Source organism: Falsiroseomonas oryziterrae (assembly GCF_021864505.1).
Classification (GTDB): Bacteria; Pseudomonadota; Alphaproteobacteria; order Acetobacterales; family Acetobacteraceae; genus Falsiroseomonas; species Falsiroseomonas oryziterrae.
The window spans coordinates 1-13305 of the sequence record NZ_JAKJIB010000083.1 but is presented as its reverse complement, the minus strand read 5'-3'; the positions used below and the strand labels follow the sequence as shown (position 1 = coordinate 13305).

Below are 13305 nucleotides of genomic sequence, written 5' to 3'. Positions count from 1 at the left end.
CGCGCGCGCCCGTGCTCTTCCGCGCGCCGGAGGCGGACTTGCCGCGGCCCGAGGCGCTGCCGGCGCTCCGGGTGGTCTTGCGCGTGCCGGTCGAGGCGCGGCGCGTCGCGGTGCGGCGCCGCGGCTTCTCCTGCTGCTCGGTGCCGACGTTCTCCTCGTTGGCCTGGTCCTGCTCCATCTCGTCACTCATGCCGTGTCGCTCCTGTCTGGGGTTCCGGTCCCGGACGCGGCGACGGGCCGTCCCGTCGCCGATCCCGGCGCCGCCGTGCGTCATGTCGCGCACCACCGTCCCCCGAAGCGCTGAACCGACCGGCATCGCGACCCGTGCGATGCGATCCGCTTCCCGATGCCGCGCGCCGCATCCGGCGTGCTGCCGCGCGGATGATGTGCGCGCGGTTGCCGGAGCGAACGTCACGTCGCGGCGATTGTTCCCGCGAACGGCCTCATCGGTGCCAATGAATCATCAGTGAGCCTTCAATGCTGCCGTCCGGCGGCAGCACATGCATCGCGCCATGCGCCGCGGCGGCCGGGCGATTCGGCGCATCCGGCGCGTGGCTGACGGGCTCGACCGCGATGACGCTGCCGCTGGGTGGCGCGAAGACCTGCAGGTTCGTCGCCCATGCGCCGCTGGCGCCCAGCGTCAGTCCGCGGCCATCCGGCCAGTCGAGTCGGGCGTGCCCATCCCAGCCGGCGAAATGCGTGTCGAGCCCGACGAGCACCGCATCGCCCCCGTTCAGCCCGGCGCAGGGGCGCGGTGCCACCGGCAGGGTGCGTGCGTCGCGGCCGAAGACGATCCGGGTCGCGGCGTGGAGCCGCGTGCCGGCAGGGCGCGGGAAGAAGGGATGCCAGCCGAGGCCCATCGGCGTCGGTGCCGCGCCGCGGTTGGTGAGCCGGAGGGCGAGCGCGAGGTGGTCGTCCGCGAGCCGCACCTCGAGCCGCGCGGTGCCGGCGAAGGGCGCACGGTCGAAGGCGCAGGCCAGCACCGCGTGGTCGGACCCGGACGATTCGACCGACCAGGGCAGCTCGCGCAGGAAGCCGTGCAGCGCCGTGTTCTCGTCAGGCCGGTTGATGGCCATGCGGTGCTCGATGCCGGCCACCACGATGCGGCCGGCATCGAGCCGGTTGGTCCAGGGCGCCATCACATAGGCGCCGTGGAAGCCGGTGTTGGGATCCGCGCCGTTGGGTACGGGCACGATCAGCGGTCGCCCGGCGTGGTCGAGCCGCGTCAGCGCGGCGCCGAGGTCGGGCCGCAGGACCGCGACGGCGTCGCCGGCGCGAAGCTCCATCAGTCGAGCGCGAAGGGATCGCGCGGGGAGAAGCCGCCCTTCCGCGAGTACTCGATCGGGCAATAGAAGCCGCCCTGGTAGCGCTCCTCGACGGGGTCGCCGCTGACCACGCCCTCGATCTCGGCGCGGTAGGCCTCGGCGCTGTCCTTCGGCTGCCAGCCGATCCGGTCGCGGTGGTCCTTCGCCCAGAAGCTCTGCGGGTTGTTGGACGCGCCCCAGATCACGGCATGCCCGACGCGCTCGGCCAGGATGCAGCGCTCCGCGAGGTCGGCGAGGTCCGGATAGGACAGCCAGGTCGCCAGCATGCGCGCATTGGTCGGCTTCGGCAGGCAGGAGCCGATGCGGAGGTTCACGTTCTCGACCCCGTGCTTGTCCCAGTAGAGCCGGCCCATCAGCTCGCCATACGCCTTCGACAGGCCGTAGTAGCCGTCGGGGCGGAAGGCGCAGTCGAAGTCGAGCCGCTCCTCCGGCGCCTGCGGGCGCTCGTGGAAGCCGATGGTGTGGTTGGAGGAGGCGAAGACGACGCGTGCGCCCTCGCGCCGGGCGGCTTCGTAGATGTGGTAGAGGCCGCGGATATTGGGCTCGAGGATGGTCTCGTAGGGCTGCTCCGTCGCGTTGCCGCCGAAATGCAGGATGGTGGAGCAGCCCTCCGCCTGGCGGACGATGGCCAGTGCCTCGTTCAGGTCGGCGCGGACGAAGCGGGCGCGCGGCGGCAGCGGATCGGGAAAGGGCGCGAGGTCGGTCAGGCGCAGCGTGTAGCCGCGCGCGCCGAGCTCGCGTGCGAGCATGCGGCCGAGCGCGCCGGAGGCGCCGGTGAGCAGGACGGGCTTGTCGTGCATGGTGGATGTTCCCGTTCGCGTGTGTCAGCCGCCGTAGCCGAGCAGGAGCCGCGGCAGGGTGAGGGAGACGGCGGGCCAGTAGGTGGTGAGAGCGAGCGCCACCAGGATGGCGCCCCAGAACGGCCAGATCGTGCGCATCACCGCCTCGATCGGGATGCGCCCGATGGCGCAGCCGACGAACAGCACGGCGCCGACCGGCGGCGTGGTGAGCCCGAGGCCGAGGTTCATCATCATGATCATGCCGAACTGGACGGGGTCCACGCCGATGGCGGTGACCACCGGCAGGAAGATCGGCGTGGTGATCAGGATCAGCGCCGCCATGTCCATCACCGAGCCGAGCAGCAGCAGACACAGGTTGATGAGCAGCAGGATGACGATGGGGTTGTCGCTGATCGCCAGCATCCCATCCGTCAGGAGCTCCGGCAGGCGGTAGAGGGCAAGGAGGTAGGCGAAGGCCGTGGCTGTCCCGACCAGCAGGAACACCACCGCGGAGGTGCGGACGGAGGCCGCGACCGCGACCTTGAAGTCCTTCCACGAGAGCGCGCGGTACACGAGGATCGTGACGGCCAGCGCCCAGATTGCGCCGAAGGCCGCGCTCTCTGTCACGGTGAAGATGCCGGACAGCACGCCGCCCAGGATGATGATGGCCGTCATCAGCCCCGGCAACGCGTCCACGAAGGTCCAGGCGAGGTGCCGGACGCCGCCGAAGCGCTCCGCCGGGTAGCCGCGGCGCACCGCCATGACATAGGCGGCGAGGCCGAGGAACAGGCACATCAGGATGCCGGGCACGATCCCCGCGATGAACAGCGCCGAGACGGAGATCCCGCCGCCCGCCGCCAGCGAGTAGAGGATCATGTTGTGGCTGGGCGGGATGAGGATGCCGGCGATGGAGGAGGTGACGGTCAGGCTGACGGCGTAGTCCGTGCCGTAGCCCTTGGCCTTCATGGCCGGGATCAGGATGGTCCCCGTCGCCGAGGTATCTGCCACCGCGGAGCCGGAGATGCCGCCGAACAGCATGGAGGTGGAGACGTCCACCATGCCGAGACCGCCGCGCATCCAGCCGACGCAGGCGGAGGCGAGTGCCACCAGGCGTCGCGCGATGCCGCCATGCAGCATCAACTCGCCGGCGAAGATGAAGAAGGGGATGGCGAGCAGCGAGAAGATGCTCATGCCGGCTGCCATCTGCTGGAAGGCGACGGCGGGGTTGATGCCTTCCCACAGGAAGCCGGCGAGTGCCGCGATGCCGAGGGTGAAGGCAACCGGGATGCCGGCAACGACGCCGAGCAGGAAGACCGCGATGATCAGGATGAGGCCGACTTCCACGCGCCGCTACTCCAGGAAGGCGGCCTTGATGCCGCGCTGCTCGGGCCCTTCCTTGCGGAGGATGTCGAGCAGCACCTGCTCGATGGCGAAGAGGGTGATGAGGCCGCCGCAGACCATCAGTGGCACGTAGGTCCAGCCCTGGCTGATCCCGAGGAGGGGGATGCGGAAGGTCCAGACCATGTCCACCAGTTCGCGCGAATAGACCATCATCGCGAGGCCGAAGAGCCCGACCAGCGCGTCGCAGCCCACCGCGATCCAGCGCTGGACCTGCATCGGCAGCGCCTCGCGGAAGCCGAGGACGGAGAGGTGGAAGCGTTCCCGCACGCCGACGGCGGCCACCGGCAACGCGATGCAGAGGATCGAGAGCGTGGCGGCCCGCTCGACCCAGGTCGGCGTGTCGTTCAGCACGTAGCGGCCGAACACCAGCCAGCCCATCATCGCGACGAGACCGACCAGCGCGGCGCCCGCCACGACGATCACCAGCCGGCAGAACAGGTCGAGCACGCGGGAGAAGTGGCGCATCACGGCGTATGCCTGGTCCCGGGCCGCCCGCTGCCTACCCCGCCTGCGGTGGAGGGCCGGGGGCGTGGCTGATGGTGGCGTCGGTGGATCAGGGCGGGCCGATCCTCGGGCCCCCACCCTGACCCTCCCCCGCAGGCGGGGGAGGGAAGCGAGCGGCGAGGCAGGACGGCAGAGCTATTGCATCTCGCGGATGCGCTGCACCATGCCCGAGAGGCGCGGGTTGTTGCCGGTGTACTTCTGGTAGACGGGGGCCATCAGCTCGGACCAGGGGCGGCGGTCGGCGATCTCGATCACCGTGACGCCGGCCTGCTCCACGCGGCGGCGGGAGACCTGCTCGCGCTCCGCCCAGAGCTGGCGCTGGAAGGTCGCGCTCTCGCGCGCCGCGTCGCGCAGGATGTTGCGCTCCTGCTCGTTCAGCCGCTGCCAGCGCTGGCGGGAGACGGCCAGCACCTCCGGCACGTTGGAATGCTCGGTCGTGGTGTAGAAGCGCGCGACCTCGAAGTGACGGGTGCTTTCATAGGAGGGCCAATTGTTCTCGGCGCCGTCGACCACGCCGGACTGAAGGCTCGTGAACACCTCGCCGAAGGGCAGCGGCGTCGGGTTTGCGCCGAGCGCCCGCATCAGGTCGATCCAGAGGTCGGAGGTCTGCACGCGGATCTTCATGCCGCGCAGGTCGGCCGGCGTCCGGACGGGGCGCACGGTGTAGATGCTGCGCGCCCCGGCGTCGTACCAGGCGAGCGCGATGATGCCGATCTGCTCGAGGTCTCGGGCGATCTCCTCGCCGGCGATGCCGTCGATGGCGCGCTGCATGTGCGCGACGTCGCGGAACAGGAAGGGCAGGGTCACCACCTGGGTGGACGGTGCCAGGTTGTTGAAGGGCGAGAGGTTGAAGTTCGCGAAGTCGATCGAGCCGAGACGCATCTGCTGGATCGCCTCGTCCTGCTGGCCGAGCTGCGCGGAGTGGTAGGTGCGCATGCGGATGCGGTTGTTGGTCCGCTGCTGCACGAGCTCGCCGAAGCGGTCCATGCCGCGCCCGTTCGGGTAGTCGGCAGCATGAATGTTCCATCCGCGCCATTCCTGCGCCTGCGCGGGCGCAGAGAGCCACGGGGTCAGTGCGACGGCGGCAACGGCCGCGGCCCGCAGGGCGCGCGCGAGGATCATGATCGTCTCCCTCCCTGACCGGGGCGTCTCGGCCGCCTGGTCGTGGGGTCATCATACGGATGGGGCGGCGGGCGCTGTCAAATCGGCGTTGGCGGGAACTCATGCTGCGTTGCGGCGCTGTGCCTGTCGCGCCAAGGTGGGGAGCAGCCGATGGACGACGACAGCAGCGCCAAGACCGCCGAGATGCCCGAGGTGCCGCTGGTGCCCGCCGCGGCGGTCGGCTTCCTTCTCTACCCCTGGGCGGTGCAGCTGATCCTCGCCAATCCACCGGCGAACGACGCCGGCCAGCCGCCCGCGAAGGCGTGATGACCGCGGCTTGCGGGTGACCGCGAGCCGCCGCAGCATCCGGCGCCCTCTCGCCGGATGCCCGCATGACCTTCTCCACCATCGCCCAGGCCGCCGAAGCACTCGCCGCCGGCCGCACCACCTCCGTCGCCCTGGTCGAGGAGGCGCTCGCGCGCATCGCCGATCCGGCGGGGGAGGGCGCGCGCGCCTTCATCGCGGTGCAGGCCGATGCGGCACGCGGCGCGGCGCGCGCCATGGACGCACTGCGAGCGGCCGGCCGCGCAGCGAGCCCCTGGGCGGGCATCCCGATCAGCATCAAGGATCTGTACGACCAGGCGGGCGTGGTGACGCGCGGCGGCTCGGTCGCGCTGGACGATGCGCCGGCCGCACGCGCGACGGCGCCCTCCGTCGCGCGGCTGGAGCGCGCGGGCTTCGTCGTGCTCGGGCGGACCAACATGACGGAGTTCGCCTTCTCGGGGCTGGGCGTGAACCCGCATTACGGCACGCCGCGCAGCCCCTGGGATCGTGCGACGGGGCGGCTGCCCGGCGGGTCGTCCTCGGGCGCGGCGGTGGCGACGGCGGACGGGATGGGCTTCGCCGGGCTGGGATCGGACACCGGCGGGTCGTGCCGGATCCCGGCGGCGCTCTGCGGCATCGTCGGCTGGAAGCCGACGGCGCGGCGCGTGCCGCTGACCGGCACGCTGCCACTGTCCTTCACGCTCGACAGCCTGGGGCCGCTCGCGCGGTCGGTCGCCTGCTGCGCGCTGCTCGATTCCCTGATGGCGGGCGAGGAGGCCTGGCAGCCCGCGCCGGTGCCGCCGGTGGCGGGGCTGCGTCTCGGCGTGCTGCAGGGCTATGTGACGGAGGGCTGGGACGCGACGGTGGCAGCCACCTTCGAGCGTGCGCTGTCGCGCCTCTCGGCGGCGGGTGCGCGGATCGAGCGGCTCGAGGTGCCGGAATTGGCGGAGATCCCGGCGGCGATGTCCAAGGCGAATTTCGCGGCGAGCGAGGCCTGGGCCTGGCATCGCGACCTGGTGGCGCGCAAGGCCGCCGCCTACGACCCGCGCATCCTGGCTCGCATCCGGCGCGGCGAGGCGATGACGGCGGCGGACTACATCGAGCTGACGCAGGCGCGGGCGCGGATCATCGCCGCCATCGCGCCGCGCACCGCGGCCTTCGACGCGGTGGTGATGCCGACCTGTCCGCTGGTTCCCCCCGCCCTGAGTGAGGTGGAGGAGGAGGCCGAGTACGGCCGGATCAACCTGCTGCTGCTGCGCAACCCGACGGTCGCGAACTTCCTCGACCGCTGCGCGATCAGCCTGCCCTGCCACGCGGCCGGCGAGGCGCCGGTCGGGTTCATGCTGATGGGCGAGACGATGGGCGATGCGCGGCTGCTGGCGGTGGCGCGCGCGGTGGAGGCGGCGCTGGCCTGAGAATTCCCCGCAAGGCCGCTCCGCAGTCTTGCGGGGACGCCCGGTTTGGTGCCTGGCCTTGGGCGGGACGCGCTACGGCGCCTTGTCGTTCGGCAACGGGATCCCCGTCAGCGCCTGCCAGACGCGGATCACGAAGCCGTCGTCGGCGCGGCCCTGGCCCATGGCGGAGGCGGCGGTGAAGAGCTGCTGCGCCTGCACCGCCAGCGGCACGGGGTGGTCCAGGCCGCGCGCCATCTCGGCCACCAGGCCGAGATCCTTGACGAAGATGTCGACGGCCGAGCGCGGGGCGTCGTCGCCCTCCAGCACGCGGGCCATGCGGTTCTCGAACATCCAGGAATTGCCGGCGGCGCTGGTCACGACATCGTAGAGCTGGCGCGGATCGGCGCCGGCGCGGATGCCGAGCGACATCGCCTCGGCCGCCACGGCGATGTGCACGCCGGCGAGCAACTGGTGCACGACCTTCACCGTGGCGCCGATTCCCGGCCGGTCGCCGAGCGTCCAGACCTTGGCCGCCACCGCGTCGAGCACGGGTTTCGCCTTCGCGAAGGCGGCGGCGCTGCCGGAGGCCATCACGGTCATCTCGCCCATCGCCGCCTTGGCCGCGCCGCCCGAGACCGGCGCGTCGAGATAGAGCAGCCCGCGCGCCTCGGCCTCCGCCGCCAGGCGGCGGGCATCGGCGGGCGACATGGTGGCGGAGGAGATCACGACGGCGCCGGGCGCGAGGCGCGGCGCGCAGCCGGCTTCGCCGAACAGCGCGGCCTCGGTCTGCGCGGCGTTGACGACGAGGAGCAGCACCGCCTCGGTGCCCTGCGGGAGCTCCGCGGGGCTGGCGCAGGCGGCGCCGCCCGCCGCGATGAACTCGGCCCGCGCGGAGTCGCGCAGGTCGCAGCCCGTGGTGGCGAGCCCGGCGCGCAGGCAGGACTTCGCCGCCCCCATGCCCATCGCGCCCAATCCGATCACGCCGACCTGCATGCCGTGCCCTCCCGTCGCGCGCACCCTCGCCGGGCGCGCGCGTCAGCGCAAGACGAGGGCGAGGATCTGCACCACGGCCGCGACGCAGAGGAGGACCAAGGCGATGCGGCTGAGTTTCTCGATCGGCGGCATGGCGCGCAGGTGGTGAGGCGAGGGCCTAGCCGGAAGGGGTGGCGAGGGTACGGAGCAGCGCCTTCAGCGCGGGCGCGGCCTCGGCATGGCGGGCGAGCAGCGTGGCCTCGTGCGCGCGGGCCTCGGGGACGAGGTCGGCGGCAAGCTTCGCGCCGGCGCGGGTCAGTGCGATCCGGGTCTGGCGGCCCTCGCGCCGGCGGCGCACCAGGCCTTCGGCTTCCATGCGGTCGAGCAGCTTGGTCATGGTCGGCTGCTGCATGAGACAGGCGGCGGCAAGCGCGCCGACGGTCTCGCCGCGCTCGGCGCCCTGTAGGGTGGCGACGACGCGCCAGACCGGCACCGGGACGCCGCGCGCCTTGAGCCGGGCGTGAAAGCCCGCCGAGGCGGCGTGCGAGGCGCGCGCCAGCAGGTATAGCAGGTAGTCGTCCACGAAGCGGGCGGCCATGGCGCGAATATATGACTTTTCATGCAAGCGCCGCCAGCGCTAGGATCGCGGCGAGCACAGGGAGGCCCGTCCGCTTGCGCGACGACCGGATCGAGCCGCAGTGGCTGGACGCTTTCGAGGCCGTGCTGCGGCTGTGCAAGGCGGCGCCAGGGGAGGCGGTCTGCGTGCTGGGGGAGAGCCAGTCGCGGCCGTTGAACCTCGACCTTGCGGAGCTTGCCGCGCGCCGGCTCGGCTGCCGCGCCTTCCGGCTGATCGTGCCGACCCCGCCGGCCGCGGCCATGCCGATGCGATCGACCGGCGCGTCGCGTGCGTTGCAGGGGCATCCATCGGTGCTGGCGGCGCTGAAGGCGTCCTCGCTGATCCTCGACCTGACGCTCGAAGGGCTGCTGCATGCGCCGGAGCTGAAGGAGATCCTGGCGGCTGGTCCGCGTGTGATGATGGTCAGCGACGAGCATCCGGAGGTGCTGGAGCGGTTGGTGCCACGCGCGGAGGACGAGGCCGTGGCGAAGGCGGCGCTGAAGCGGCTCCGCGCGGCGCGACGCATGCGGGTGACGAGCGCGGCGGGCACCGACCTTTCGGTGGATCTGACGGATGCGCCGAGCGCCGGCGTCTGGGGCTGGACCGACCGGCCCGGCACCGTCGCGCATTGGCCGGGCGGCGTTGTCGTGGCGTTTCCGAAAGCGGGCACGGTGAACGGCACGCTCGTGCTGGCGCCGGGCGACGCCAACCTGACCTTCAAGCGCTACGTCGAATCGCCGGTGCGCCTGACGCTGCGCGACGATCACATCGAGGCCATCGAGGGCGAGGGCGTCGATGCGCGGCTGATGCGTGCGCACCTGGCCGGCTGGGACGACCGCAGCGCCTATGCGGTCAGCCATGTCGGCTGGGGGCTCAACCCGCGCGCGCGGCGCGAGGCGCTGCTGTTCCACGATCGGCGCGACGTGAACGGCACCGAGTTGCGCGCGGCATCCGGGAACTTCCTGTTCTCGACCGGCGCCAACGAGTTCGCGGGACGCTACACAGACGGGCATTTCGACATCCCCGTCTTCGGCTGCACGATCGAGTTGGATGGCGAGGCGGTGGTGAAGGACGGGGTTATCGTCGCATGAGCGTCGTTCTTCTGCACGGGATCGGCGGGCCGTCATGGGGCGATGTCGTGCCCGATGCGCTCGACTGGCCGATGCCGGGCTTCTGCGGCACGGCGCCGCTGCAGGAGACGACCTTCCCGGCCCTTGCGGTCGCGCTGCGCGATGCGCTGGATGCGCGCGGAATCGGGCGCGCGACGCTGGTGGGCCACTCGATGGGCGGGATGCTGGCGCTGGAATTCGCCGCGACCTTCCCGGAGCGCGTGGCGAAGCTGGTGCTCTACGCGACCACGCCGGCTTTCGGCGGGCGCGACCCGTCCTTCGCCGAGGCCTTCCTGAAGGCGCGCCTGGGACCGCTGGAAGGCGGGCGCAGCATGGCGGAGGCGGCGCCGGAGATGCTGACGGGCATGTTCGAGCCGGGCGCCGACCCGCAGGCCATACCGAAGGCCGCCGCGGCGATGGCGACGATCCCGGAGCAGGTCTATCGCGATACGGTCCGCTGTCTGACGACCTTCGACCGCCGCGCGGATCTGGCGCGCATCGCCGTTCCCACGCTGCTGATCGCAGGCGAGTGCGACCAGGCGGCACCGGCCAAGACGATGCAGCGCATGGCCGAGGCCATCCCCGGGGCGCGGATCGTCGTGATCCCGGGCGCGGGACACATGATCCATCTCGAGCAGCCGGCGGCGTTCCGCGCCGCGCTGCTCCCGTTCCTCGCGGAGTGACGCCGATGGATGCGCTGCCGACCGCGACCACGGCCGACGCGCCGATCTTCGATCCGGTCGCCTTCCGGCTGACGCCGCAGGAAGTGGCGCTGACGGCGAAGGCAAGGGAGTTCGGGCAGCGCGTGCTGGCGCCGCGCGCGGCACGCTGGGACCGCGAGGCATCCTTCCCGACCGACAACTACCGCGACATGCACGCCGAGGGGCTGCTCGGCGTCTGCATCCCGGCCGAGGAAGGCGGAGTGGGCGCCGGGTTCCGCGCCTATTGCCTGACCGCGGCGGAGATCGGGCGCTATTGCGGCGCGACGGCGCTGACCTGGAACATGCATGTCTGCAGTACGCTCTGGACCGGCGCGCTGACCGAGGACCTCGAGATGGACGAGGCGACGCGGGCCGAGCACCGCCGGCGTCGGCGCGTCCATTACGACCGCATCCTGCGCGACGGCGCGGTCTATTCGCAGCCCTTCTCGGAAGGCGGCGCGGCGGCTGCAGGTGCGGCCGCCTTCGGGACCACGGCGCGCCGCGTCGAGGGCGGGTTCCTCGTCAACGGTCAGAAGATTTTCGCGAGCCTGGCTGGCCACGCCGACTACTACGGCATCCTCTGCACCGAGCAGCACGGCGAGGAGAAGCTGTCGCGCCGCGACACGCTCTATCTCGGCGTGCCGGCGACGGCGCCGGGCGTGACGGTGGAGGGCGAGTGGGACCCCTTGGGGATGCGCGGCACCGTCTCGCGCAACCTGGTGTTCCGCGACGTCTTCGTGCCGGAAGACGCGGCGCTGATGCCGCCCGGCCTCTACTTCCAGGCGGCGTCGCGCTGGCCGCACATGTTCATGACGCTGACGCCGACCTACATGGGGCTGGCGCAGGCCGCGCATGATTTCTGCGTGCGCTACCTGCGCGGCGAGCAGCCGGGCACGCCGTCGGTCAAGCGGCGGATGTACCCGACCAAGCAGATCGCGGTGGCGCAGATGCGCGTGATGCTGGAGCAGACCAAGGCGCTCTGGTTCCAGGCGATCACCGAAGCGGGCCCCGATCCGACAAAGGAACAGGTGCTGCGTGCGCTCGCGGCGCAGCACACGGTGATGGAGAACGCCAACGCCATCGCGACGCTGGCGATCCGAACCTGCGGCGGGCAGGCCATGCTGAAGTCGCTGCCGCTCGAGCGGATCTACCGCGACAGCCGCTGTGGGTCGCTGATGCTGCCCTGGACGGCCGAGCTCTGCCTGGACCGCATCGGGCGCGACGCGCTCTACGAGAAGGGCGAGACGGATTGAGCATCTGGCGCTGGATCGAGCGGCATGCCGACCACGCGCCCGACAAGGTCGCGCTGCGCTTCGAGGGTGACGCGGTCACCTACGGCGCGCTCGCCGCGCGGATCGAGGACGCGGCGGCGGCGCTAAGCGCGCGGGGCGTCGGGCGCGGCGACCGCGTCGGGTTCCTCGGGCAGAATCATCCGTCGCAGCTCGTGCTGCTCTTGGCGCTGGCGCGGCTCGGCGCGGTGCAGGTGCCGCTGAACTGGCGCCTCGCCGCGCCCGAATGGCGCTTCATCTTGGAGGATTCCGGCACGCGCCTGCTCTGCGCCACGCCGGAGTGGCTTGCCGCCGCACGCGAGGCCGCCCCCGGCGGCTGCGGCGTGATGGAGGTCGACGCCCTGTCGGGCGGAGAGCGCGTGCCCGCGACAGGGGAGGACGCGGACCCGCTGCTGCTCGTCTACACCTCCGGCACGACGGGGCGGCCGAAGGGGGCGGTGCTCGATCAGCGCGCGCTGCTGTTCAATGCGCTCAACGCCCTGCATGCCTTCGACCTGACCTCGGCCGACCGCGTGCTGACGATGCTGCCGCTGTTCCATGTCGGCGGGCTGAACATCCAGACCACGCCGGCGCTCTATGCGGGCGCCGAGGTCATCCTGCAGCCGCGCTTCGATCCGGATGCCTTCTTCGATGCGGTCGAGCGGGATCGCCCGACGCTGTCGCTGGTCGTGCCGGCGGTTATGGCGGCGCTGGTGCGACATCCGCGCTGGCTCTCGGCCGATCTTTCGTCGTTGCACGCCGTGGGCGCCGGCTCCTCGGACGTGCCGGTGCCGCTGATCGAGGCCTTCCACGCCAAGGGCGTGCCGGTGCAGCAGATCTATGGCGCGACGGAGACCTGCCCGATCGCACTCGTCCAGACACGGGCGGAGGCGCTGGCCGCGCCGGGTTCGATCGGCCGACCCGCGATGCACGCCGAGTGTCGGCTTGATGCGATGACCGGTGAGATCCAGGTGCGTGGTCCGTCCGTGCTGCGCGGCTATTGGAAGCGCGACGACGCGCTGCTGCCTGGCGGCTGGTTCGCGACCGGCGATGTCGGTCGCATCGACGACCATGGCCGCTGGTGGTTCACCGACCGGCTCAAGCACGTGATCATCTCGGGCGGGGAGAACATCTACCCGGCGGAGGTCGAGCGCGTGCTGGGCGAGGCGCCGGGCGTCACGGAGGGCGCCGTGGTCGGCCGTTCCGATCCGCGCTGGGGCGAGGTGCCGGTGGCCGTGGTCGTGCCCGGCCCGGGCTTCGACGCGGCGCGGGTGCTGGCGCATTTCGAAGGGCGGATCGCGCGCTTCAAGCATCCGCGCGAGGTGGTGACGGTGGAGTCCCTGCCGCGCACGGCGCTCGGCAAGGTCGCGATGGCGCAGTTGAAGGCGATCGTCAGCCGAGGCTGAGCGGCCTCGCGCCCTCGATCGCCGCCGGCTGCTCGTCCTTCAGCGCGACGCCTGTCGCGCCAAGGCGCCGTGCGGCGTTCAGCAGCCAGACCAGCTTTGCCGCCGCTTCGGCCGGCGGGAGGCCGGATTCGCGGATGTTGCTGATGCAGTTCCGCTCCGCATCGCTGCGGCCGCGGCGCGGCGCCCAGGTGAGATAGACGCCCATGCTGTCGAGGGCGGAGAGGCCGGGGCGTTCGCCGATCAGCACGGCGACCGCCGCGGCGCCGAGCGCCTCGCCGACGTCGTCGCCGAGCGCCACGCGTGCCTGTCGCGCGACAACGAGTTCGGTGGGCCAGCCGGCGGCGTCCAGCGCCGGCCGCAGCGCGTCGAGCAGGGCGGGGGCCTGGGTCGCGACGCCGCTGGCGC

At 72.0% G+C, this 13305-nt stretch carries 15 protein-coding genes; 6 read left to right on the top strand and 9 right to left on the bottom strand.

Going from position 1 to position 13305, the window contains the following annotated elements; all coding sequences use genetic code 11:
• From L2I40_RS09360 to L2I40_RS09335, 6 genes are all read right to left on the bottom strand, one after another.
• Positions 1-190 (bottom strand): hypothetical protein (locus L2I40_RS09360; RefSeq protein ID WP_237214637.1); only part of this gene is annotated, 190 nt, incomplete at its 3' end.
• Positions 191-443: 253 nt separating this feature from the next.
• On the bottom strand, positions 444-1286 hold the full coding sequence (locus L2I40_RS09355) for an aldose epimerase family protein (RefSeq protein WP_237214636.1): 843 nt from the start codon (positions 1284-1286) through the stop codon (positions 444-446).
• On the bottom strand, positions 1286-2125 hold the full coding sequence (locus tag L2I40_RS09350; RefSeq protein ID WP_237214635.1) for an NAD-dependent epimerase/dehydratase family protein: 840 nt from the start codon (positions 2123-2125) through the stop codon (positions 1286-1288). Before L2I40_RS09350 ends, L2I40_RS09355 begins: the two co-directional genes overlap by 1 nt.
• A 24-nt stretch (positions 2126-2149) precedes the next feature.
• Entirely contained in the window at positions 2150-3448 is a 1299-nt protein-coding gene (locus L2I40_RS09345) for a TRAP transporter large permease (protein WP_237214634.1), read from the bottom strand.
• A 6-nt stretch (positions 3449-3454) separates the two neighbouring features.
• The gene (locus tag L2I40_RS09340) at positions 3455-3970 is read right to left on the bottom strand and encodes a TRAP transporter small permease (RefSeq protein ID WP_237214633.1); all 516 of its coding nucleotides are present in this window, start codon (positions 3968-3970) and stop codon (positions 3455-3457) included.
• Between the two features lie 174 nt (positions 3971-4144).
• The gene (locus L2I40_RS09335; RefSeq protein ID WP_237214632.1) at positions 4145-5131 is read right to left on the bottom strand and encodes a TRAP transporter substrate-binding protein; all 987 of its coding nucleotides are present in this window, start codon (positions 5129-5131) and stop codon (positions 4145-4147) included.
• Between the two features lie 150 nt (positions 5132-5281).
• Between L2I40_RS09335 and L2I40_RS09330 the strand changes: the two genes are divergently transcribed.
• Together L2I40_RS09330 and L2I40_RS09325 are read left to right on the top strand one after the other, a co-directional pair.
• Positions 5282-5437, top strand: a complete 156-nt coding sequence (locus tag L2I40_RS09330) for a hypothetical protein (RefSeq protein WP_237214631.1) — start codon at positions 5282-5284, stop codon at positions 5435-5437.
• A 65-nt stretch (positions 5438-5502) separates the two neighbouring features.
• Positions 5503-6849, top strand: a complete 1347-nt coding sequence (locus L2I40_RS09325; protein WP_237214630.1) for an amidase — start codon at positions 5503-5505, stop codon at positions 6847-6849.
• 72 nt (positions 6850-6921) lie between these two features.
• On the opposite strand, the gene ltnD is transcribed toward L2I40_RS09325, so the two are convergent.
• Together ltnD and L2I40_RS09315 are read right to left on the bottom strand one after the other, a co-directional pair.
• The gene (gene ltnD / locus L2I40_RS09320) at positions 6922-7821 is read right to left on the bottom strand and encodes an L-threonate dehydrogenase (protein WP_237214629.1); all 900 of its coding nucleotides are present in this window, start codon (positions 7819-7821) and stop codon (positions 6922-6924) included.
• Positions 7822-7978: 157 nt separating this feature from the next.
• Positions 7979-8398 carry a MarR family winged helix-turn-helix transcriptional regulator gene (locus L2I40_RS09315; RefSeq protein ID WP_237214628.1) on the bottom strand — a complete coding sequence of 140 codons (420 nt, stop codon included), beginning with the start codon at positions 8396-8398 and terminating at the stop codon, positions 7979-7981.
• Positions 8399-8472: 74 nt separating this feature from the next.
• On the opposite strand from L2I40_RS09315, the gene L2I40_RS09310 reads away from it, so the two are divergent.
• Genes L2I40_RS09310 through L2I40_RS09295 form a run of 4 tightly spaced genes read left to right on the top strand, consistent with a single transcriptional unit; the run spans position 8473 to position 12900 of the window.
• Positions 8473-9507, top strand: a complete 1035-nt coding sequence (locus L2I40_RS09310; RefSeq protein ID WP_237214627.1) for a M29 family metallopeptidase — start codon at positions 8473-8475, stop codon at positions 9505-9507.
• Positions 9504-10208 carry an alpha/beta fold hydrolase gene (locus L2I40_RS09305; protein ID WP_237214626.1) on the top strand — a complete coding sequence of 235 codons (705 nt, stop codon included), beginning with the start codon at positions 9504-9506 and terminating at the stop codon, positions 10206-10208. Before L2I40_RS09310 ends, L2I40_RS09305 begins: the two co-directional genes overlap by 4 nt.
• A 5-nt stretch (positions 10209-10213) precedes the next feature.
• Positions 10214-11479, top strand: coding sequence for an acyl-CoA dehydrogenase family protein (locus L2I40_RS09300; RefSeq protein WP_237214625.1), 1266 nt, complete (start codon positions 10214-10216; stop codon positions 11477-11479).
• Complete coding sequence (locus L2I40_RS09295) at positions 11476-12900, top strand: AMP-binding protein (protein ID WP_237214624.1); 1425 nt, start codon at positions 11476-11478, stop codon at positions 12898-12900. The genes L2I40_RS09300 and L2I40_RS09295 overlap by 4 nt, the downstream gene beginning before the upstream one ends.
• Here the strand turns inward: L2I40_RS09295 and L2I40_RS09290 are convergent.
• Positions 12887-13305: ethanolamine ammonia-lyase light chain EutC (locus tag L2I40_RS09290; RefSeq protein ID WP_237214623.1), on the bottom strand; the 419-nt coding region annotated here is incomplete at its 5' end. The genes L2I40_RS09295 and L2I40_RS09290 overlap by 14 nt on opposite strands.

Bases quoted from the DNA above. Each gene is read 5' to 3' on its own strand.
- L2I40_RS09355 (WP_237214636.1), bottom strand. From the start codon at position 1,286: ATGGAGCTTCGCGCCGGCGACGCCGTCGCGGTCCTGCGGCCCGACCTC.
- L2I40_RS09350 (WP_237214635.1), bottom strand. From the start codon at position 2,125: ATGCACGACAAGCCCGTCCTGCTCACCGGCGCCTCCGGCGCGCTCGGC.
- L2I40_RS09340 (WP_237214633.1), bottom strand. From the start codon at position 3,970: ATGCGCCACTTCTCCCGCGTGCTCGACCTGTTCTGCCGGCTGGTGATC.
- L2I40_RS09335 (WP_237214632.1), bottom strand. From the start codon at position 5,131: ATGATCCTCGCGCGCGCCCTGCGGGCCGCGGCCGTTGCCGCCGTCGCA.
- L2I40_RS09330 (WP_237214631.1), top strand. From the start codon at position 5,282: ATGGACGACGACAGCAGCGCCAAGACCGCCGAGATGCCCGAGGTGCCG.
- L2I40_RS09325 (WP_237214630.1), top strand. From the start codon at position 5,503: ATGACCTTCTCCACCATCGCCCAGGCCGCCGAAGCACTCGCCGCCGGC.
- ltnD (WP_237214629.1), bottom strand. From the start codon at position 7,821: ATGCAGGTCGGCGTGATCGGATTGGGCGCGATGGGCATGGGGGCGGCG.
- L2I40_RS09315 (WP_237214628.1), bottom strand. From the start codon at position 8,398: ATGGCCGCCCGCTTCGTGGACGACTACCTGCTATACCTGCTGGCGCGC.
- L2I40_RS09305 (WP_237214626.1), top strand. From the start codon at position 9,504: ATGAGCGTCGTTCTTCTGCACGGGATCGGCGGGCCGTCATGGGGCGAT.
- L2I40_RS09300 (WP_237214625.1), top strand. From the start codon at position 10,214: ATGGATGCGCTGCCGACCGCGACCACGGCCGACGCGCCGATCTTCGAT.